The 20,485-nt window shown below is 63.7% G+C and carries 15 protein-coding genes and 1 tRNA gene; 8 read left to right on the top strand and 8 right to left on the bottom strand.

The genetic code is table 11. The annotated features are described in order from the left end of the window. Nucleotides 1–7: 7 nt before the first annotated feature. From IB243_RS18535 to IB243_RS18510, 6 genes are all read right to left on the bottom strand, one after another. A complete protein-coding gene (locus IB243_RS18535) occupies nt 8–1,021 on the bottom strand; it encodes a tripartite tricarboxylate transporter substrate binding protein (RefSeq protein ID WP_010460540.1) in 1,014 nt (337 codons plus the stop codon). Between the two features lie 129 nt (nt 1,022–1,150). Further along, nucleotides 1,151–2,467, bottom strand: coding sequence for a hydroxysqualene dehydroxylase HpnE (hpnE, locus tag IB243_RS18530; RefSeq protein ID WP_192428659.1), 1,317 nt, complete (start codon nt 2,465–2,467; stop codon nt 1,151–1,153). A gap of 19 nt (nt 2,468–2,486) precedes the next feature. Further along, complete coding sequence (hpnD, locus tag IB243_RS18525; RefSeq protein WP_192428810.1) at nt 2,487–3,326, bottom strand: presqualene diphosphate synthase HpnD; 840 nt, start codon at nt 3,324–3,326, stop codon at nt 2,487–2,489. Between the two features lie 111 nt (nt 3,327–3,437). Further along, nucleotides 3,438–4,322, bottom strand: coding sequence for an amino acid ABC transporter substrate-binding protein (locus tag IB243_RS18520; RefSeq protein WP_225585040.1), 885 nt, complete (start codon nt 4,320–4,322; stop codon nt 3,438–3,440). Between the two features lie 136 nt (nt 4,323–4,458). After that, nucleotides 4,459–5,868: an L-serine ammonia-lyase gene (locus tag IB243_RS18515; RefSeq protein WP_192428658.1), complete on the bottom strand. Its 1,410-nt coding sequence runs from the start codon at nt 5,866–5,868 to the stop codon at nt 4,459–4,461. 354 nt (nt 5,869–6,222) lie between these two features. Then, nucleotides 6,223–6,804: a hypothetical protein gene (locus IB243_RS18510; protein ID WP_192428657.1), complete on the bottom strand. Its 582-nt coding sequence runs from the start codon at nt 6,802–6,804 to the stop codon at nt 6,223–6,225. Nucleotides 6,805–7,004: 200 nt separating this feature from the next. Here IB243_RS18510 and IB243_RS18505 point away from each other — a divergent pair, with 200 nt between their 5' ends. Continuing rightward, nucleotides 7,005–7,886 (top strand): LysR substrate-binding domain-containing protein, encoded by an 882-nt coding sequence (locus tag IB243_RS18505; RefSeq protein ID WP_035197260.1) that lies wholly within the window; start codon nt 7,005–7,007, stop codon nt 7,884–7,886. Here the strand turns inward: IB243_RS18505 and IB243_RS18500 are convergent. Both IB243_RS18500 and hpnC read right to left on the bottom strand, forming a co-directional pair. Beyond that, a complete protein-coding gene (locus tag IB243_RS18500; protein WP_370540361.1) occupies nt 7,883–8,596 on the bottom strand; it encodes a hypothetical protein in 714 nt (237 codons plus the stop codon). The genes IB243_RS18505 and IB243_RS18500 overlap by 4 nt on opposite strands. Nucleotides 8,597–8,701: 105 nt before the next feature. Further along, complete coding sequence (gene hpnC, locus IB243_RS18495; protein WP_192428656.1) at nt 8,702–9,538, bottom strand: squalene synthase HpnC; 837 nt, start codon at nt 9,536–9,538, stop codon at nt 8,702–8,704. 284 nt (nt 9,539–9,822) lie between these two features. Here hpnC and IB243_RS18490 point away from each other — a divergent pair, with 284 nt between their 5' ends. The 7 genes from IB243_RS18490 to lon all read left to right on the top strand — a co-directional run bounded on the left by IB243_RS18490 (nt 9,823) and on the right by lon (nt 20,470). Next, nucleotides 9,823–11,049 carry an efflux RND transporter periplasmic adaptor subunit gene (locus IB243_RS18490; protein ID WP_192428655.1) on the top strand — a complete coding sequence of 409 codons (1,227 nt, stop codon included), beginning with the start codon at nt 9,823–9,825 and terminating at the stop codon, nt 11,047–11,049. An 8-nt stretch (nt 11,050–11,057) separates the two neighbouring features. Continuing rightward, entirely contained in the window at nt 11,058–14,240 is a 3,183-nt protein-coding gene (locus IB243_RS18485; RefSeq protein ID WP_010460558.1) for an efflux RND transporter permease subunit, read from the top strand. 91 nt (nt 14,241–14,331) lie between these two features. After that, nucleotides 14,332–14,418 (top strand) — tRNA-Leu (locus IB243_RS18480). Nucleotides 14,419–14,493: 75 nt separating this feature from the next. Then, nucleotides 14,494–15,807, top strand: coding sequence for a trigger factor (tig, locus tag IB243_RS18475; protein ID WP_010460561.1), 1,314 nt, complete (start codon nt 14,494–14,496; stop codon nt 15,805–15,807). A 127-nt stretch (nt 15,808–15,934) separates the two neighbouring features. Then, nucleotides 15,935–16,543, top strand: coding sequence for an ATP-dependent Clp endopeptidase proteolytic subunit ClpP (gene clpP / locus IB243_RS18470; protein WP_010460564.1), 609 nt, complete (start codon nt 15,935–15,937; stop codon nt 16,541–16,543). Nucleotides 16,544–16,645: 102 nt separating this feature from the next. After that, nucleotides 16,646–17,911 carry an ATP-dependent Clp protease ATP-binding subunit ClpX gene (gene clpX, locus IB243_RS18465; protein ID WP_010460566.1) on the top strand — a complete coding sequence of 422 codons (1,266 nt, stop codon included), beginning with the start codon at nt 16,646–16,648 and terminating at the stop codon, nt 17,909–17,911. Nucleotides 17,912–18,037: 126 nt separating this feature from the next. Then, nucleotides 18,038–20,470, top strand: coding sequence for an endopeptidase La (gene lon, locus IB243_RS18460; protein WP_010460568.1), 2,433 nt, complete (start codon nt 18,038–18,040; stop codon nt 20,468–20,470). Nucleotides 20,471–20,485 lie beyond the last annotated feature (15 nt).

The raw sequence follows: 20,485 nt of genomic DNA, 5'->3' as shown, positions 1-20,485 counted from the left end.
TGGCCTCTTAGTCGGGTTTGACCTTGGCCCGCAGCAGCACCTTTTTCCAGCGCTCCTGCTCGGCCGCAATGAACTGTGCAAACTGGGCTGGCGTGCCGCCAATCGCTTCGGCGGCGTCACCGTTCAGGCGCTCCAGCGAGGCGGGGGCCTTGACGGCCTTGGCGGTTTCGGCCGCCAGCTTGTCAAGGTGTGCCGGCGCGAGGTTGGCGGGGGCCAGCATGCCGTACCACTGGGTCATCTCAAAACCTGGAAAGCCCTGTTCGGCCACGGTCGCCACGTCGGGCAGTTGTGGCAGGCGCTTGGCCGAGCCCGTGGCGATGCAGCGCACCTTGCCCGATTTGATGAACGGCAGCATGGCCGCAGCGCCCACGGATGCGGCGTCAAGGCGGCCCGAGAGCAGGTCGGTCATCATGGGGCCGGTGCCCCGGTAGGGCACGTGCAGCATGAAGATGTCGGCGGTCATCTTGAGGTATTCAAACGCCAGGTGCCCCGCGCTGCCGTTGCCGGCCGAGCCGTAGCTGAACTTGCCCGGGTTCTTCTTCACGTAGGCGATGAACTCCTTGAGATTCTTGGCGGGTACGTCGGGGTGCACCACGTACAGGCTGGGCACCTTGGCCAGCAGGCTCACGGGCTTGAAGTCCTTGTTGGCGTCGTAGGGCAGCTTGTCGAAGATGAAAGGGTTCACGGCCAGCGTGCCGATGTGGCCCAGGATCAGCGTGTGCTGGTCTTCCGCACGGGCCACTTCGCCCATGGCGATGTTGCCAGCGGCGCCGGGCTTGTTGTCCACGTACACGCTTTGCCCCAGGGTCTTGCTGAGTTCGGCAGCCGTGGAGCGCGCCACGATCTCGGAGCTGCCGCCCGGTGCAAAAGGCACCACGAAGCGGATCGATTTGGCAGGCCAGGCGGCCTGGGCCGATGCCAGCGTGGGCAGGAGGCCGCCCATTGCCAGTGCGCCGCCCGCGCCCAGCAGGTGGCGGCGGGTGGGGTGGAGGGTGTGGGAAAGGTGGTTGTCGAACAGCATGGTTGTCTCCGTGAAAGCCATCAAGGCGTTACCAGATGCCATGGTGCGCGCTGCGTGCTTTCGGAATGCTGTCAGTCGGCCTGGGGTTTTCCCGATGTCCTTGGGGCAAAGGGGCTTTGGCTCAGACGGTCAGGGCAGTGTTGCGACCGCTGTACCGCTGAGCACAGCACCTTCCAGCGTGGCGGGGTAGGGGCCATCCACGTAGTCGCCGCAGGCCGTCAGCCCCGGCAGCACCTGCATGCCGGGCCGCTGCAGGCCGGGTGTGCAGGCAAAGGTGGCGCGTTTTTCGACCACGGTCTGCAGGGGCTGCAGGGTCGATATGCCCAGTTGGGTGGCTGCCTGCTGCAGCACCTGTTGTTCAATCAGCAAGCGGTCTCCGTCACTGGCACTGACCACAAAGGCCAGCAAGCCGTGGGTGCCATCCAGCTGGCCCCGGTCGAACACGAACTGCGCGGGGTGTTCGGCGGTATTGCGCAGCGCCAGCATGGGCAATGGCAGGCGCACGCCGGGGGCATGGGCGTAGACGGTGGTGATGGCTTCAAAGCGCAGGGCACCGGCCTGGGTACTCCATGGGCTGGCACTGGCCAGCCCTGCAATGCTGGCCACGCCTGCCACAAGCCGGCTCGCCTCCCACGAAGGGCAGGCCAGGGTGATGTGGTCGAACACGTCGGGGCTACTGTTTGCGGCGCTGGTATTGCTGCTCGCGCACACCACTTGCCAGCGCCCGCCCGGCTGCGGTTGCAGCCGCTGCACCCGTTGCCCGGTGACTATCGTGCCGCCGTGGTGGCCCAGCCAACGTGCGGCGGGCTCGGGGAACAGGGCACCCAGGTCCGCGCGGGGCAGCAGCAGGTTGGAGCCACCGCGCCCGCTGAACAGGCTGTCCTGCAGCACCCGCAGAAACACCTGGCCGCTGGCTTCGCGGGCCGGGGTGTTCAGCGCCGACACGCACAACGGGTCGATGAACTCGGCCATCAGGCGCGGCGTGAGCGGCGCGCACAACTCGGCCACCGAGGTGGTGGGCTCGCAGCGAAAACCGCGCAGCTGCCACGCCGTGGCGGTGCGCAGCAGCGCCAGCTTGTCGCGCCAGCTCCAGCCTTTTGCATGGACGATGCCGAGCAGGGCATCCAGCGGCGGGGGCAGATCGGGCAACTGCAGGCCCTGGCCATCGGGAAACTGCAGCGTGAGCGGCAGGCGCAGCAGCGCAGTGTCAGGGTTCACACCCACCAGCCGCATCAGCCGCAGGCTTTCGGTGTAGGCGCCGATGAGAATGTGCTGGCCGTTGTCGAGCGTAATGGGGGTGTCGTCGGGCTGGACGGCAGGCACAGCGCGCGCGCGGCCGCCCACGGTGCGTGCGGCTTCAAACACGGTGACCTGGCGGCCTGCCTGTGCGTGTGCAATGGCCGCAGCCATGCCGGCCCAGCCGGCACCGACGATGGCGACTTTCATAGGCGCTGCGGCACTGCCACTACATCCGGCCGAGGGCCTGGACCTTCCACGCGAGCCAGAACTTGCGCAGCGGCGTGAGTTTGATGCGCTGGTGCAGCACCTGGAAGTTTTCGTGCTCGATCTCGCGCAGCAAGGTACGGTAGATGCTGGCCATCATGAGACCGGGTTTCTGTGCCCGGCGGTCGGCATCGGGCAGCAGGGCAAAGGCTTCGTCGTACAGGCGGTGCGCACGCTCGGCCTGAAAACGCATCAGCGCGGTGAAGCGGTCGGAGTAGGTGCGCTTGAGGATCTCATGCGCCTTCACGTCGAACTGCTGCAGCTCGCTCACCGGCAAATAGATGCGGCCCAGCATGGCGTCTTCGCCCACGTCGCGGATGATGTTGGTGAGCTGGAACGCCAGGCCCAGCGTGTGGGCGTAGTGGGTGGTGCGCTCGTCGGTCTGGCCGAAGATGCGCGCCGTGACTTCGCCCACGATGCCGGCCACGAGGTGGCAGTAGCCCTTGAGGCCTGCAAAGTCGAGGTAGCGTGTTTGCTCCAGGTCCATCTGGCAGCCGTCGATGACGGCCTGTAGGTGGCGCTGTTCAATCCCGTAGTCGGCGGTGTGGGGCATCAGCGCAAGCATCACGGGGTGGGTGGGCTGGCCTGCATAGGCCTTGGCCACCTCGGCCTGCCACCATGCCAGCTTGGTGCGTGCCACGCCGGGGTCGGTCACTTCATCGACCACATCGTCCACTTCGCGGCAAAACGCGTAGAACGCCGTAATGGCCGCGCGGCGCGGTGCGGGCAAAAAGAGAAAGGCGTAATAGAAGCTGCTGCCCGAGGCCACGGCTTTTTGCTGTACGTACTGCTGCGGTGTCATGGGGCGGGATTGTCCCATGGGCCAGCCGGCTGCCGGTGAAGCCCGCGCAGCCAAAGCCAGTCCACTGGGAGCGTCCCCCTCAGGGGATGGTGCGCAGCGCCTCAGCGAGCATCAAAACGCAATCTGTTCTACGCCGATGTCGCTAGGGCGGCGCAGGGCTTCCTTCATGAACACGCTCATGGGCAGCGTGCCCTGATCAGAGCTGAACCACTTCTTGTAGAGCGTGGTCATCTCGCCGCTCTGAATCATGCGACGCGTCACGCGGTCCACCAGCTCCTTGAACTTGGGGTCTTCGCGGCGCAGACCGATGCTGTAGGGCTCGACAGACAGGCGCTTGTCCAGAAACTGATATTCGTCCATGGCTTTGCCCAGGCGTGTCAGCGGAATCCAGATCCCTGCATCGTCGGCGAATGCTGCGTCTGCGTCTCCCTTGGCGAGAGCGTTCACTGCGTCCAGGGTACTGTCCACAGGAACATAGTTGAACTTGCGCACGAAAGTGCGTTCGTTGGCCTTGAGCAGGTTTTCGTTGGTGGTCTTGGCCTGTACGGCGATCTTCTTGCCCTGCAGATCGTCTAGTGTCTTGATGCCCGAATTCTTGCGCACAAGGAATGCGGAAGAGGCCACGAAGATGTGGTGGCTGAAGGCGATCTCTTTCTGGCGCGCCGCGGTGTTGGCTGTACCGCCGCACTCCAGGTCGACCACGTTGTCTTTCACATCGGTGATGCGGTTCTTGCCGTCCACCAGCAGGTATTTGAGGCGCAGGTCGGGGCGCTTGAGTTCCTTCTTGATTTCTTCGTAGATCTGCAGGCAGATGTCCACCGTGTAGCCCTGGACCTTGCCGGTGGTGGCCTCCTTATAGGAGAACGGCAGGGATTTTTCGCGGTGGCCCAGCCGCAGTTCACCTGCGCTGGCAATACGGGCTAGGGTGTCTTCAGCCCAGGCGGGCATGTGGGCGAGGACAAGTGCTGCCATCAGCGCCCAGGGGCGCAATGTCATGGAGATTTTCATGGAGAGGAAGAGTCAGAAAAGCGCCAGGGGCGCTCACAAAGACGTCTGTCAAACGTCAAGCGGTGTTGCAGAGCGCGGATTGTGAAGGGGCCGGGGGGCGTTGTGTACGCTCGTGACTGGTGCGTCAGCATTCCACAACATTCACCGCAAGGCCTCCACGCGAAGTCTCCTTGTACTTCACCTTCATGTCCGCACCGGTCTGCATCATGGTCTTGATGACCTTGTCGAGCGAAACCACGTGCTGGCCGTCGCCGCGCAGGGCCATGCGGGCGGCGTTGATGGCCTTGATGGCGCCCATGGCGTTGCGTTCGATGCAGGGGATCTGCACCAGGCCGCCCACCGGGTCGCAGGTCATGCCCAGGTTGTGCTCCATGCCGATCTCGGCGGCGTTTTCGATCTGCTCTGGGCTGCCACCCATCACGGCAGCCAGCGCACCGGCGGCCATGGAGCAGGCTACGCCCACCTCACCCTGGCAGCCGACCTCGGCGCCGGAAAGGGATGCGTTTTCTTTGTAGATGATGCCGATGGCGCCTGCGGTCAGCAAAAAGGTGGCGATCCCGTCGTCGTTGGCAGGGATCGGGCCTTGCAGGAAGTTGACGTAGTAATGCAGCACGGCCGGTATCACGCCGGCAGCGCCGTTGGTGGGCGCCGTCACCACGCGGCCCCCAGCGGCGTTTTCTTCGTTGACGGCCATGGCGTAGAGGTTCACCCAGTCGAGCATGGAGAGCGGGTCGCGCAGCGCGGCTTCGGGCTGGGTGCTGAGGCTTCTGTGCAGCTCGGCCGCGCGGCGGCGCACGTGCATGGGGCCGGGCAGGGTGCCGGTGCTGGCGCAGCCGCGTTGCACGGCCCCCGCCATCGTTCTCCAGATGGCCAGCAGCTGGCGCCGCACCTCAGCGGCGCTGCGCCAATGCTCCTCGTTGGCGGCCATGAGTTGCGCCGGGGAGAGGCCGGTGGCCTGGCACTGGGCCAGCAGCTCGGCGCCCGTGCGAAATGGGTAGGGAAGGCCACGGCCATGGCCTTCGGCGCCGGTCGCAGGAGTGGCGGCCAGATTGAGCACCCGCTCGCCTGCCGCGTCGACCACAAAGCCGCCGCCCACCGAGTAGTACTCGCATGCCGCTATCTCGGTGCCTTGCGCGCCAAACGCATGAAACGCCATGCCGTTGGGGTGCAGTGGCAGGCTTTTGCGGCGGAACAGCAGGTGCTCTTTGTCGACAAACGGCACCGGGTGTTCGCCCAGCAGGGCCAGCGTTTGGCGGGTGCGGATGTCGGTAACGACCGGGGTGATCTGATCGGGGTCCATCTGGTCGGGTTCATGCCCCGCCAGGCCCAGCAATACGGCCTTGTCGGTGCCATGGCCCACACCGGTGGCGGACAGCGAGCCGAACAGCTCGACAGTGACATGGTGCACGGCGGCCAGGCCCAGGGTGTCGCGCAGATGGCAGGCAAATTGCCGCGCCGCAATCATGGGGCCCACGGTGTGGGAGCTGGATGGGCCGATGCCGATCTTGAAGAGGTCGAAAACGCTGACGGACATGGTTTGGGGCTACCGGGTAGGTTCCTGGGATGCGTGGATGCCCTGGAGGCACGGAAAGCAGCGATGGCGCGGGTGGCGCCATCGCTGGTCTCAAGACAACAACATCCTTCGCACTGCCTGCACTCTTGGTGCTGGAGTGGGCGCGAGGCTAACCGCGCAGGGCCCGGCCGGCACACGCGTAATCCCTGGGGTGTCGCGGTGTGGGGCGGGCTGCCCATGCACTGGATAGAGTGAGTGAATTCAATATTGATAGCAAACAAATGAATGTAGTTAAGCGTTATGGGCGGTTTTCATTCAAATTTTCTGCTGTTAAACCACGCTGGCGTGGCTGCGCTTGTTGCCCATGAATGTTTCTTACAGTGCAGCGGGCCGGGTCGCCACCAGCGCCAGGTACATCACAGCCTGGGGTGCCGTGGGCGGAGGCTGCCGCGTGATGCGGGGGCGCACGGACCATGGATGCAGCAGGGCCCCAAGCGCAGCGCTGGTGAAGGGCCCGCGCGCAAAAACTTCGCACGACAGGATGTGTTCTCGGCCAGCGCCGGCCTCCTGTAGCAGGCGCTCGGCGGCGTTGCGCATCAGAGTGAATTGGCCACCGGTGTCTGGTGGTGGGCTGGCCAGTGGCGTGCCTGAAGGGTAGGTGATGCAGACGGAGAGCGTGGTGGGTGCATGCCGCACACACACATGCAGTGCGGAGGGCGCAGGGGTTTCGGCGGCGTGGCTCGATGGGGGTCGATAGGAGCGGTGGCCGCCGAGGGCCCGCGTGCCCTGCGCGCCCGTCATGCGGGGCTGCCGTGGCGGGGCTTCCATGGCCGCCTTTTGCACCAGCCCAAAATCCTCGCGGCTTGGGTGCTTGCCCATCGCCTGAGCGGAGTGCGCGGCTGGCGCGCCGGGGCCTGTGGGGGTGGGTGCATTGGTGTGGTCAGGGGTGCGGTGCACACCCGGCACATAATGAGTAAATCTATCCAGTCGGTTGGCTTTTTTCCAGGCATGCCGCAGATCGTACGAAGCAAAGTAGCAGCTGACTATCGACAATATTTCCTTAAATCATGAATTCAACTCATGCCAAAAGTGGCAGCAGCGTTGTCGCGTCCGGTCCAAGTTGTGCCAGCGGCCCGCGCCGTTTGCCGCCTCTGAACATGCTGCGTGCCTTTGAGGCGGCGGGGCGGTTGCTGAGCGTGACCCACGCTGCGCGTGAGCTGAGCGTCACGCAAAGCGCAGTGAGCCACCAGATCAAGGCCCTGGAGGAATGGCTGGGCGTGGCGCTGGTGGCGCGCGACGGACGGCGGCTGGCACTGACCACCGCAGGGGCGGCGCTGCTGCCCGGGCTGACGGGGGCGCTGGACCTGATGGCGCAGTCCACTGCAGGCATCGAGCGGCTCACGCGGCGCAACACGCTCGTGGTGAATGCCACGTCCACGTTGGCCTCGCAGTGGCTGATCCCTCGGCTCGCAGGCTTTTGTGCGCAGATGCCGGGGCTGGATGTGCAGCTGGTCACCACGGTAGGGCACCTCGATTTCGAGCCTGCGCAGTACGACGTGTCGATCCGCTGCTTTGCAGACAGTGAATTGGCAGCGCTGCCCGAGCGCGCGGGCTGGCGAGGCGTCAGCCTGGAGGCGTTCATCCCCGAGCAGTTCACGCCCGTGTGCAGCCCTGCCATGCTGGCGGGCGCCAAGGCCATGCTGTCGCCCCAAGGGCTTGCGCAGCACACGTTGCTGCACAGCCGATCCACACCCTTGGTCTGGCAGCAGTGGCTGGAAAGGGCGGGGGCTCCTGGCCTGCAGCCCTTGGGCGATTTGGTGTTTGACCACGCACACCTGAGCGTGCAGGCCGCCATCCAGGGTCTGGGGGTGGCGCTGGGCAACCCGCGCTTTCTGGGCGATGCGCTCGCCAGTGGCTTGCTGGTCATGCCGTTCCCAGAGCTGCTGTCGGGCGAGAAGAACTATTGCTGGCTACGGCCCGCGCGTGCAGCGCAGGACCCGGCCTCGGTGGCCTTCTGCGCGTGGCTGGCGTCGGCTTAGGGCTGCGGGGCGCGTGTTGCCAGATGGGTTTGGAGGAAATAGGCGGCCACCGTGAGCAGGGCCCACGCCAGCAGCACATCCCAGAACGCCATGACCAGCCACACCGGCGCTAGCAGGGGGCCTGCGAGCGGAATGACATAGAGCGCGAGGCGGTGTGTCCAGAACCCCGGGGCCGACATGCAGGGTGACGAGAAGGGATCGAAACTGCCTGGCGAGCAGCCCAGGGCGCCCAGCACCTCCAGCGCCATCCGGTTGCCCAGTATGGGCGTGCCGAAGGCCACGCAAAAGCCGATGAGCCCGAGCAGCAGTGTCCAGAAGGCGGCGCGTGATGCCCGGCGCGCGATGTCAGCGCCGTGGACCCTGGCGCGGCGCGCTTGGCTGCGTCCCGGCATCGCAGCCGCGCTGGCGGCATGGTGTGCAGCCCGGTGGGTGGCCACCAGCGCGAGCACCCACAGCGCGATCAGCGCCCAGAAGTTGTGCAGCAGTACAAAGGGGTAGTCCGAAATACCCCCGGCCGAAAGAAACGGCGTGAGTCTCAGGCCCAGCGCATTGGGCAGCCAGGAGCAGCTGCGCAGCGCGGGATTGGCGTGCGGCTGGCATTGCAGCAGCTCCAGCAGGCGCTCGGCCACCGTGCCGCCCACCATCGCAAAACAGAGGCAAAAGAGGATCAGTCCCCACTGGAGGACCTTGAAGAGGTGTCTGTATGACACGGGATGCTTCCTCCCCGGTTGGGTGATCGTGTGGCCGTTGGCTGGTGTCCGAGTGTGCGCCGCGCTGTTTGTATGGCCTGCTCGGTCTGGTCGCTTGCGCTATCGCTACATCACCAGCGCCCGGCCCAGCATCACGCACCAGTCCCAGCCTCGAAGGCGCGGGCGCGTGTGCAGGCTGCCGCCGCGCAGCGCATCCACCTTGTCGAGGATGCGCAGGCCGCCCTGCACCACCAGCCGCAGTTCCCATCCGGCTCGGCCAGGCAGGCGATGCACCAGTGGGGCTCCGCTCTGAATGCTGGCACGGGCCCATTGGGCGCAGTCGGTGATGAGGCGGATGTTTTCGGGCGTGTTTTGCAACGCCAGCAACTCGGCCTGGCAGGCACCGTGGGCAGCGCAGTCGGCGCGGGGCAGGTAGTGGCGGCCCCGGGGGATGTCCACGGAGAGGTCCTGCCAGAAGTTGATCAGTTGCAGCGCGGTGCAGATGGCGTCGCTTTCTTCCAGCGCCTGGGTGTCCGTCACGCCGTACAGATGCAGCAGCAGGCGGCCCACGGGGTTGGCCGAGCGGCGGCAGTAGTCCAGCAACTCGGTGCGGTCTGCGTAGCCCTCGGCGTCGCGGGTTTTTTCGACGTCCTGGGCAAAGGCGCTGAGCAGGTCTGCCAGCAGCGGCACGGGCAATTGGTGGCGGCGCAGCACCGATTCCAGCGGCAGGAACACGCTCGCCCAGCGGGGCGAAGGCGGCTGGCCTTGCGCGATGGCCATCAGGTCGGCATGGTAGGCGGCTAGGTCGGCCAGGCGGGTGGCGGCCGGCGCGTCGCCTTCGTCCGCAATGTCATCGGCGGTGCGGGCAAAGCCGTAGATGGCGGCAATGGGCTGGCGCAGGTGGGGTGGGCACAGCAGGGACGCGACCGGGAAATTTTCGTAGTGTGTGACAGGGGCGGCCAACGCGGCCGTTTCATCCTGTCGGGAGGGCTGGCGGGGCGTTGGAGCGGAAGTTGCAGCGCCAAGGGCTGCGGGTGAGGAGGGGCTGGGTCGGTCGTTCACACCCCGGATTGTCGCTTGACAAGGCGGGGTGCTTCTCATAGATTACTAACCGGTCAGTCAGTAATCAAAAAAGCCAATTCATTCAGGGACAAGGAGGCTGGCCCGTACCCGTTGCAACGCAGGCATTCGTGCCTGCGTTTTGCGTGCAGCCCCCTTGTAGCCCTTCTTTATTCACCGGATTTCCCATGCGCACACCCTCCGCCTCGCGGCCCCTTCCACGGCACTCCCGGACCCTGCTCGTGCTGGCCACAGCGGCTTTGCTGGCCGCCTGCTCGCGCCCTGCGCCGCCCGAAGAGCCTGTGCGCTCCGTCAAATTGTTGACCGTGGGAGTGGGCGCGCTGCAGTCCAGCCTGGAGTATTCGGGCGAGGTGCGGGCGCGTGTGGAGTCGCGTTTGGGCTTTCGCGTGGCGGGCAAGATCGTCAAGCGCCAGGCCGAACTGGGGCAGCGGGTACGCGCCGGAGAGGTGCTGGCCCAGCTGGACCCCAAGGACTACCAGCTGGCCACCGACGCCGCGCGTGCGCAACTGGCCTCGGCCACCACGCAGCGTGACCTGGCTGCTGCCGACTACAAGCGCTACCAGACCCTGAAGGACCAGAATTTCATCAGCGGCGCCGAGCTGGAGCGCCGTGACGCGACGCTGAAAGCCGCGCAAGCCACGCTGGACCAGGCCCGCGCGCAGCTGTCATCGCAAGGCAACCAGGCGGCTTACACCACGCTGGTGGCCGATGTGTCGGGCGTGGTGACAGGGATCGATGCCGAGCCGGGGCAGGTGGTGTCGGCCGGAACCCCCGTGGTGCGCATTGCGCAGGACGGGCCCCGCGACGTGGTGTTTGCGGTGCCCGAAGACAAGGTGGCGCAGATCACACAAGGCTCCGAAGTGGCGGTGCGTGGCTGGTCCGGCGGCGCCAATCTGACAGGCCGCGTGCGCGAAGTGGCGGCCAGTGCCGACGCTGCCACGCGCACCTACCAGGTCAAGGTGGCCATTGATGGTGCAGACGCGCCTGCGCTGGGTGCCACGGTGTATGTCATGCCCAAGGCCCTCAGCCACGCGGGCATTCCGGCCATCAAGCTGCCCACCAGCGCGCTGCGCCAGGAGGGCCAGTCCACGGCCGTGTGGGTGTACGACCCAGCCAGCAGCACGGTGAAGTCGCAAGTGGTACAGATTGCGACGGCCGATGGCAACGAGGCCGTGGTGGCTGCGGGCCTGGCGCCTGGCATGCAGGTGGTGGCCACGGGCGTGCATGTGCTCTCGCCCGGCCAGAAGGTGCTGGTTTATCAGCAAAAAGTGGCCTCGGCGCCCGCCAATAAAGCGCAGACAGCTACCAATCCAGTAGCAATTCCTGCAGTGCCCGTCGCATCCGCTGCTGCGGCCGCCACGGCTGCGGCACCCGCAGCTTCCACTGCCAACTGAGGCCGGCCATGACGCAAGTACAACCCAAAGAGGGGTTCAACCTCTCCAAGTGGGCGCTCGACCATCCCGCCCTGACGCGTTACCTGATGGTGGTGCTGATGCTGCTGGGCTTTGCCGCCTATTTTCAACTGGGGCAGGACGAAGACCCGCCCTTCACCTTCCGCGCCATGGTGGTGCGCACCTACTGGCCCGGCGCCACGGCGCAGCAGGTGGCCGAGCAGGTCACCGACAAGATCGAGCGCACGCTGCAAGAGGTGCCGTATGCCGACAAGATCCGCAGCTACTCCAAGCCCGGCGAGTCGCAGATCATTTTCCAGATCAAGGACTCATCCAAGGGCAGCGAGGTTGCCAACGTCTGGTACAGCGTGCGCAAGAAGGTGGGCGACATGCGCTACACCCTGCCGCAGGGCATCCAGGGCCCGTTCTTCAACGACGACTTCGGGGATGTGTACGGCGTGATCTACGCGCTGGAATCCGAGGGCTTCAGCTACGCCGAACTCAAACAGTTTGCCGACGACGCGCGCCAACAGCTGCTGCGCGTGCCCGATGTGGCCAAGGTCGAGCTGTTTGGCGTGCAGGACGAAAAGCTGTTCATTGAAATTTCGCAAAAGCGCCTGTCGCAATTGGGCCTGGACATGAACCAGGTGCTGGCCCAGCTGGGCCAGCAAAACGCTGTGGAAAGCGCGGGCGCGATTCAAACGCCGCAGGACCAGGTACAGGTGCGCGTGGAAGGCCAGTTCAACGCCATCGAAGACCTGCGCGCCATGCCTATCCGTGGCCCGTCGGGCGCGCAATTGCGCCTGGGGGATATCGCCGAAGTCAAGCGCGGCTATGTGGACCCGGCCACCGTGAAGGTGCGCCACCAGGGGCAGGAGGTGATTGCGCTGGGTGTCTCCATGGCCAAGGGCGGGGACATCATTGCGCTGGGCAAGGCGCTGCACGCGGCCACCGACCGCATCGGCAGCACCTTGCCGGCAGGGGTGAAGCTCGTCAACGTGCAAGACCAGCCCAAGGCCGTGGCAACCTCGGTGAACGAGTTCGTCAAGGTGCTGATCGAGGCCGTGGTCATTGTGCTGGCGGTGAGTTTCATCGCACTGGGTTTCCACAAGCGCCCCGGCAAGAATCCGCTGTGGAAGCGCTGGTACATCGATCCACGCCCGGGGCTGGTGGTAGGCATCACCATCCCGCTGGTGCTGGCCGTGACCTTCCTGGCCATGTGGTACTGGGGCATTGGCCTGCACAAGATTTCGCTGGGCTCGCTCATCATTGCGCTGGGCCTGCTGGTGGACGACGCGATCATTGCGGTGGAAATGATGGTGCTCAAGCTCGAAGAGGGCTATGACAAGGTGCGTGCCGCCACCTTTGCCTACGAGATCACGGCCATGCCCATGCTCACGGGCACGTTGATCACGGCAGCGGGCTTTTTGCCCATCGGCCTGGCCAAGTCCACGACGGGCGAATACACGTTCGCGATCTTTGCCGTGACGGTGATCGCGCTGGTGCTCAGCTGGATCGTGTCGGTGTACTTCGTTCCGTATCTGGGGACGCTGCTGCTCAAGGTTCCGCCCCATGTCGTGGCCGCCCAGGCGAACAAAGGCATCACGGATGACCCCCACGAGGTGTTTGACAGCCCGTTCTACCGCGTCTTCCGCCGCTTGGTGAACTGGTGCGTGCTGCACCGCTGGCTCACCATCGGCGCCACGGTGCTGACCTTTGCGCTGGGCATTGTGGGCATGGGCCAGGTACAACAGCAGTTCTTCCCGGATTCGAGCCGACCCGAAATCATGGTGGACATCTGGTTCCCTGAGGGCACATCCTTTGCGGGCAATGAAGAGGTCACCAAACGGGTGGAGCAGCGCCTGTTGTCAGAGCCGGGTGTGAACACGGTCAGCACTTGGGTCGGTTCGGGCGTGCCCCGTTTCTACCTGCCGCTGGACCAGGTGTTTCCGCAGAGCAATGTGTCGCAGTTCATCGTGGTGCCCAAGGATTTGAAGGTGCGTGAATCGCTGCGCGTGAAGCTGCCAGCGCTGCTGGCCGAGGAGTTCCCGGAAGTGCGTGGCCGCGTGAAGCTGCTGCCCAATGGGCCGCCCGTGCCGTATCCCGTGCAGTTCCGCGTGGTGGGGCCCGATCCGCTGGTGCTGCGCGAACGTGCCGATGAGGTGAAGGCGCAGCTGCGCCAGAACCCCAACATGCGCGGCGTGAACGACAACTGGAATGAGTCCGTGAAGGTGCTGCGTCTGGAAGTGGACCAGGCCAAGGCGCGCGCACTGGGCGTGACGAGCCAGTCCATCGCCCAGGCGTCCAAAACCATCTTGTCGGGTACGCAGGTGGGCCAGTTCCGCGAGGGGGACAAACTCATCGACATCCTGCTGCGCCAGCCGCTGGACGAGCGCAATGCCATTACCGACATTGCCAACGCTTACCTGCCCACCGCCTCGGGCAAGTCGATCCCGCTCACGCAGATCGCCAAGCCGGTGTTCACCTGGGAGCCCGGTGTGATGTGGCGCGAGAACCGCGACTACGCCATCACCGTGCAGGGCGATGTGACCGAAGGCCTGCAGGGTGCCACGGTAACGGCCGCGCTGCTGCCTGCCCTCAAGGACATCGAGGCGAAATGGCGAGCCGCCGGTCAGACGGGTTATCGCATTGACGTCGCGGGGGCCGTGGAAGAAAGCTCCAAGGGCTCCGCTTCGATTGCCGCCGGCATTCCGATCATGTTGTTCATCACCTTCACGCTGCTGATGCTGCAATTGCACAGCTTTAGCCGGGCGATGCTGGTGTTCCTGACCGGGCCATTGGGCCTGGCGGGGGTGGCGGCGGCGTTGATTCTGCTCAACCGGCCGTTCGGCTTTGTCGCGCTGCTGGGGGTGATTGCGCTCATGGGCATGATCCAGCGCAACTCGGTGATCCTGATCGATCAGATCGAGCAAGACCGCGCTCGGGGTGTGCCGGCGTGGGATGCGATTGTCGAATCCGCCGTGCGCCGACTGCGCCCCATTGTGCTGACAGCCGCTGCCGCGGTGCTGGCCATGATCCCGTTGTCACGCAGCGTGTTCTGGGGCCCGATGGCCGTGGCCATCATGGGTGGGTTGGTCGTGGCCACCGTGCTGACCCTGCTCGCGTTGCCGGCAATGTATGCGGCTTGGTTCCGCGTCAAACGGCCTGCGCCTGAGGTCCTTGGAGGGGTTTGATTCCCACCCTGCCCGCATCAGGGTAAAATAGAAGGTTGACCGATTTCACACAGGCGGCAGTTCGTGCCGCCTGTTTGTTTGTTGTAGAACCGCGCGGGTGGCGAAATTGGTAGACGCACCAGGTTTAGGTCCTGACGCCAGCAATGGTGTGGGGGTTCGAGTCCCCCCCCGCGCACCACCCATGTGAGACTTTGCGGAACACGGCGCTGCTGCGCTGCAGCCAGCACGATCCACATTCATAAGAGGAATAGCCATGGCCGTTACTGTTGAAACCCTTGAGAAGCTCGAGCGCAAGATTACGCTGAGCGTGCCCGTCACCCTGATCCAGTCCGAAGTCGACACGCGCCTCAAGCGCCTGGCCCGCACGGTCAAGATGGACGGTTTCCGTCCTGGCAAGGTGCCCATGAACGTGGTGGCCCAGCGCTATGGCTATTCGGTGCAGTACGAAGTGCTCAACGACAAGGTCGGCGAAGCCTTTGCCGTGGCAGCCAACGAAGCCAACCTGCGTGTTGCCGGCCAGCCCCGCATCACCGAAAAGGAAGGCGCGCCCGAAGGCCAGGTCACATTCGACGCCATTTTCGAAGTGTTCCCTGAAGTCAAGATCGCTGATCTGGCCGATGCGGAAGTCGAAAAGCTGTCGGCCGAAGTGACCGACGCCGCCATCGACAAGACCATTGACATCCTGCGCAAGCAGCGCCGCAGCTTCGCCCAGCGCGCCATCGACGCCGCGGCACAAGACGGTGACCGCGTCACGGTGGATTTCGAAGGCAAGATCGACGGCGAGCCGTTTGATGGCGGCAAGGCCGAAGACTTCCAGTTCCTGGTGGGTGAAGGCCAGATGCTCAAGGAATTTGAAGACGCCGTGCGTGGCATGAAGTCTGGCGAAAGCAAGACCTTCCCCCTTGCATTTCCTGCCGAGTACCATGGCAAGGATGTCGCCGGTAAGACCGCTGACTTCCTCGTTACGATCAAGAAGATCGAAGCCGCCCACCTGCCCGAAGTGAACGATGCCCTGGCCAAGTCGCTGGGTATCGCCGACGGTTCTGTGGATGGCCTGCGCGCCGACATCAAGAAAAACCTCGAGCGTGAAGTCAAGTTCCGCCTGCTGGCCCGCAACAAGCAAGCCGTGATGGACGCCCTGGTGTCCAAGGCCGAACTGGACCTGCCCAATTCCAGCGTGCAGGCTGAAATCGCCCGCCTGCTCGAAGGCGCCCGCGCTGAACTCAAACAACGTGGCATCAAGGACGCCGACAAGGCCGAAATCCCTGAAGACGTGTTCCGCCCCCAAGCTGAGCGCCGCGTGCGCCTGGGCCTGGTGCTGGCTGAGCTGGTGCGTGCCAACGAACTGCAAGCCAAGCCTGAGCAACTCAAGGCCCACATTGACGAACTGGCTGCCAGCTATGAGAAGCCAGAAGACGTGGTGCGCTGGTACTTCGGTGATCGCCAGCGTCTGGCCGAAGTGGAAGCCGTTGTGATTGAAAACAACGTGACCGAATTCGTGCTGGGCAAGGCCAAAGTGGTTGAAAAGGCCGTGTCTTTCGACGAACTGATGGCCCAACAGGGCTGATAGGCCCAGGCCGGGCGGCTTGCTACCGAATCGCCCGGTTGTTGCCGATACACGCCAGGGGCTTGTGCTTTCGTGCACAAGCCCCAATTCATTTCTGGGTACAGTACCTGCTTGTCTGGAGAAAAACATGAGCGCATTGGAAATACAAGGCCTGGGCATGGTCCCCATGGTCATCGAGCAGTCGGGCCGTGGCGAACGGTCCTATGACATCTACTCGCGCCTGCTCAAGGAGCGTGTGATTTTTCTGGTGGGGCCGGTCAACGACCAGACCGCCAATCTGGTGGTAGCGCAGCTGCTGTTCCTGGAAAGCGAAAATCCTGACAAGGACATTTCGTTCTACATCAACTCCCCTGGCGGTTCGGTGAGTGCTGGCATGGCGATCTTTGACACCATGAACTTCATCAAACCCGATGTATCGACCCTGTGCACCGGCATGGCGGCCAGCATGGGTGCCTTCCTGCTGGCGGCCGGCGCCAAGGGAAAGCGTTTTGCGCTGCCTAACTCCAAGGTCATGATTCACCAGCCTCTGGGTGGCATGCAGGGCCAGGCGACTGAAATCGAAATCCATGCCCGCGAAATTCTCAAGACCCGCGAGCAATTGAACAAGATTTTGGCCGAGCGCACGGGCCAGCCGCTCGAGAAGATCCAGCGTGACACCGAGCGTGACTATTTCCTGTCGGCCGATGAGTCCAAGGAATATGGTCTCGTCGATCAGGTGATCAGCAAGCGCGCCTGATCCCGGTAGGGTCGCGCGGCGGCGTTTTCCCCTGGGGAAGACGCCGTTTTTTATTTGGTTATCATCCCGACAACTTTCCGTAACAAGCAAGGCATTGCCCCCATGGCCGAGAAAAAAGGCTCTTCCAGCGAAAAAACCCTTTACTGCTCTTTCTGCGGCAAAAGCCAGCACGAAGTGAAGAAGCTGATCGCCGGTCCGTCGGTCTTTATCTGCGACGAGTGCATTGACCTGTGCAACGAGATCATTCGCGATGAGCTTCCGGCCGGTGACCTGGCGCGAGAAGGCCGCAGTGACCTGCCCACCCCGGTAGAGATCAAGACCAACCTCGACAACTATGTGATTGGCCAGGATGTGGCCAAACGCACGCTCGCGGTGGCGGTGTACAACCACTACAAGCGCCTGCGCCACAAGGACAAAGCCCACAAGGACGACGTCGAGCTCTCCAAGAGCAACATCTTGCTGATCGGGCCCACGGGTTCGGGCAAGACGCTGCTGGCGCAGACCTTGGCGCGCATGCTGGACGTGCCGTTTGTGATGGCCGACGCCACCACGCTGACCGAGGCAGGCTACGTGGGTGAGGACGTGGAAAACATCGTCCAGAAGCTGCTGCAAAGCTGCAATTACGAGGTGGAGCGTGCCCAGCGCGGCATCGTCTACATCGATGAGATCGACAAGATCTCGCGCAAGTCGGACAACCCCAGCATCACCCGCGACGTGTCGGGCGAGGGCGTGCAGCAGGCGCTGCTCAAGCTCATCGAAGGCACGATGGCCAGTGTGCCGCCGCAGGGTGGGCGCAAGCACCCTAATCAGGACTTTCTGCAGATCGACACGACCAACATCCTGTTCATCTGTGGCGGTGCGTTTGCAGGGCTGGAAAAGGTCATCGAGAACCGCACCGAAGCCTCGGGCATCGGGTTCGGTGCATCGGTCAAGAGCAAGAAACAGCGGTCGCTGACCGAGGTGTTCACCGAGATCGAGCCAGAGGATCTGATCAAGTTTGGCCTGATCCCCGAACTGGTGGGGCGTATGCCCGTGGTGACGGCTCTGGCAGAGCTGAGCGAAGACGCGCTGGTGCAGATCTTGACCGAACCCAAGAATGCGCTGGTCAAGCAATACAGCAAGCTCCTGGCCATGGAAGGAGTGGACCTGGAGATACGTCCTGCCGCCTTGAAGGCCATCGCCCGCAAGGCGCTGGCCCGCAAAACGGGGGCCCGGGGCCTGCGCTCGATCCTGGAGCAATCGCTGATTGGCACGATGTTCGACCTGCCCAATACCAGCAACGTCGAGAAGGTGGTGGTGGACGAGTCCACCATCGAAGAAAACAAGCCGCCGCTGCTCGTCTACCGCGAAGCGGCCAAGAAGGCCTGAGATGACCGGAGCGGGCGCTTTGTTGACGCCCATTGAACCATCAACCCTTGCGGCAGTGCGGCTGCGTGCAAGGGTTGAAAATCCCCACATGTGGACCAACTTCCACAGAGCACTTTGAGGATTTCCATGTCCGGACATACACCCCTGCCAGCCACCCCTATAGACCTGCCACTGTTGCCTCTGCGCGATGTGGTGGTGTTTCCCCACATGGTCATCCCGCTTTTTGTGGGCCGCCCCAAGAGCATCAAGGCACTTGAATTGGCCATGGAGGCCGACCGGCGGATCATGCTGGTCGCCCAGAAAGCTGCGGCCAAGGATGAACCCTCCGTGTCGGACATGTTCGATGTCGGCTGCGTTTCCACCATCCTGCAGATGCTCAAACTGCCTGACGGCACCGTCAAGGTGCTGGTAGAAGGCCAGCAGCGCGCCCTGGTAACGTCCATTGAGGATGCAGAAACCCATTTCACTGCCACTGTGACACCGGTCGAGGCTACGCCCGAGGCCAACAAGCCCAGCGAGATCGAAGCGCTGCGTCGCGCGGTGATGCAGCAGTTTGACCAGTACGTCAAGCTCAACAAGAAGATTCCGCCGGAAATCCTGACTTCGATCTCCAGCATCGACGATCCAGGCCGCCTGGCCGACACCATTGCCGCCCACCTGCCTCTCAAACTCGAAAACAAACAGGTGGTGCTGGATCTCTCCGATGTGAAGGCGCGCCTCGAAAACCTGTTCGAGCAGCTCGACAGGGAGGTAGACATCCTCAACGTCGACAAGAAGATCCGTGGGCGTGTGAAGCGCCAGATGGAGAAGAACCAGCGCGACTTTTACCTGAACGAACAGGTCAAGGCTATCCAGAAGGAGCTGGGCGAGGGCGACGAAGGCGCCGACATTGAGGAGATCGAGAAAAAGATCAAGCTCGCCAAGATGTCTGCCGAGGCGCGCAAGAAAGCTGATGCTGAGCTCAAGAAGCTCAAGCTGATGTCGCCCATGTCGGCCGAGGCCACCGTGGTGCGCAACTACATCGACGTGCTCACTGCGCTGCCCTGGAGCAAGAAGACCAAGATCAAGCACGACCTGGTGAATGCCGAGGGCGTGCTCAACGAAGACCATTTCGGCCTCGACAAGGTCAAGGACCGCATCCTTGAGTACCTTGCGGTGCAGCAGCGCGTGGACAAGGTCAAGGCGCCCATCCTGTGCCTGGTCGGCCCTCCAGGCGTGGGCAAGACCTCGCTGGGGCAGTCGATTGCCAAGGCCACCGGCCGCAAGTACGTCCGCATGGCCCTGGGTGGCATGCGCGATGAGGCCGAGATCCGCGGCCACCGCCGCACCTACATTGGCGCACTGCCGGGCAAGGTGCTGCAGAGTCTGTCCAAGGTAGGCACGCGCAATCCGCTGTTCCTGCTCGACGAGATCGACAAGCTCGGTACCGACTTCCGTGGCGACCCGTCAAGTGCACTACTGGAGGTGCTGGACCCCGAGCAGAACCACACCTTCGGCGACCACTACGTCGAGGTGGACTTCGACCTGTCCGACGTGATGTTCGTCGCCACCTCGAACTCGATGAACATCCCGCCGGCCCTGCTCGACCGCATGGAGGTGATCCGCCTGTCGGGTTACACCGAGGACGAGAAGACCAGCATCGCCATGAAGTACCTGCTGCCCAAGCAGCTCAAGAACAATGGCGTGAAGGACGAGGAACTCGAGATCACCGAGCCCGCCGTGCGCGACATGGTGCGCTACTACACGCGGGAAGCTGGCGTGCGCTCGCTGGAGCGCGAGTTGTCCAAGATCTGCCGCAAGGTGGTCAAGGGCTTGCAGCTCAAGAAGCTCGAGCCCAAGGTCATTGTCACTGCCGACAATCTGCCTGACTTCCTGGGCGTGCGCAAGTACACCTATGGCCGTGCCGAGTTGCAAAACCAGGTGGGGCAGGTGGTGGGCTTGGCTTGGACGGAAGTTGGCGGTGATCTGCTGACCATTGAAGCGGCCATCATGCCCGGCAAGGGGGTGATCACGCGCACTGGTTCGCTGGGTGATGTGATGAAGGAATCCGTGGAGGCTGCTCGCACCGTGGTGCGCAGCCGCTCGCGGATGCTGGGAATCAAGGATGAAACGTTTGAGAAGCGTGACATCCACATCCACGTGCCAGACGGTGCCACGCCCAAGGACGGTCCGAGCGCGGGGGCTGCGATGACCACGGCTTTTGTTTCGGCCCTCACGGGTATTCCCGTGCGTGGTGATGTGGCCATGACGGGGGAAATCACCTTGCGCGGCGAAGTTACAGCCATTGGTGGTCTGAAAGAGAAGCTGCTGGCGGCCCTGCGGGGTGGCATCAAGACGGTGCTGATCCCGGAAGAGAATGTGAAGGACTTGGCCGAGATTCCGGACAACGTGAAGAGTGGTTTGGAGATCGTGCCGGTGCGCTGGATCGACAAGGTGCTGGAAGTTGCCCTTGAAACCAAACCAGTGCCCCTGACGGACGAGGAAGTGGCGGTGGTGACGACGCCTTCTGCCGACAAGGCCGTTGCGGCATCGGGTGCCACAGATGGCTTGAAACATTGATGCAAATTTTTTTGG

Origin of the sequence: Acidovorax sp. ACV01, from assembly GCF_014851495.1 — a bacterium.
Taxonomy (GTDB): domain Bacteria; phylum Pseudomonadota; class Gammaproteobacteria; order Burkholderiales; family Burkholderiaceae_C; genus Acidovorax; species Acidovorax radicis.
The sequence above is the reverse complement of the archived record's forward strand: the minus strand, read 5'-3'. Positions and strand labels throughout refer to the sequence as shown.

What these genes read in the sequence shown, in the direction of transcription:
- IB243_RS18535 (WP_010460540.1), bottom strand. Translation starts at nt 1,021, where the DNA reads ATGCTGTTCGACAACCACCTTTCCCACACCCTCCACCCCACCCGCCGC.
- hpnE (WP_192428659.1), bottom strand. Translation starts at nt 2,467, where the DNA reads ATGAAAGTCGCCATCGTCGGTGCCGGCTGGGCCGGCATGGCTGCGGCC.
- hpnD (WP_192428810.1), bottom strand. Translation starts at nt 3,326, where the DNA reads ATGACACCGCAGCAGTACGTACAGCAAAAAGCCGTGGCCTCGGGCAGC.
- IB243_RS18520 (WP_225585040.1), bottom strand. Translation starts at nt 4,322, where the DNA reads ATGACATTGCGCCCCTGGGCGCTGATGGCAGCACTTGTCCTCGCCCAC.
- IB243_RS18515 (WP_192428658.1), bottom strand. Translation starts at nt 5,868, where the DNA reads ATGTCCGTCAGCGTTTTCGACCTCTTCAAGATCGGCATCGGCCCATCC.
- IB243_RS18505 (WP_035197260.1), top strand. Translation starts at nt 7,005, where the DNA reads ATGCTGCGTGCCTTTGAGGCGGCGGGGCGGTTGCTGAGCGTGACCCAC.
- IB243_RS18490 (WP_192428655.1), top strand. Translation starts at nt 9,823, where the DNA reads ATGCGCACACCCTCCGCCTCGCGGCCCCTTCCACGGCACTCCCGGACC.
- IB243_RS18485 (WP_010460558.1), top strand. Translation starts at nt 11,058, where the DNA reads ATGACGCAAGTACAACCCAAAGAGGGGTTCAACCTCTCCAAGTGGGCG.
- tig (WP_010460561.1), top strand. Translation starts at nt 14,494, where the DNA reads ATGGCCGTTACTGTTGAAACCCTTGAGAAGCTCGAGCGCAAGATTACG.
- clpP (WP_010460564.1), top strand. Translation starts at nt 15,935, where the DNA reads ATGAGCGCATTGGAAATACAAGGCCTGGGCATGGTCCCCATGGTCATC.
- clpX (WP_010460566.1), top strand. Translation starts at nt 16,646, where the DNA reads ATGGCCGAGAAAAAAGGCTCTTCCAGCGAAAAAACCCTTTACTGCTCT.
- lon (WP_010460568.1), top strand. Translation starts at nt 18,038, where the DNA reads ATGTCCGGACATACACCCCTGCCAGCCACCCCTATAGACCTGCCACTG.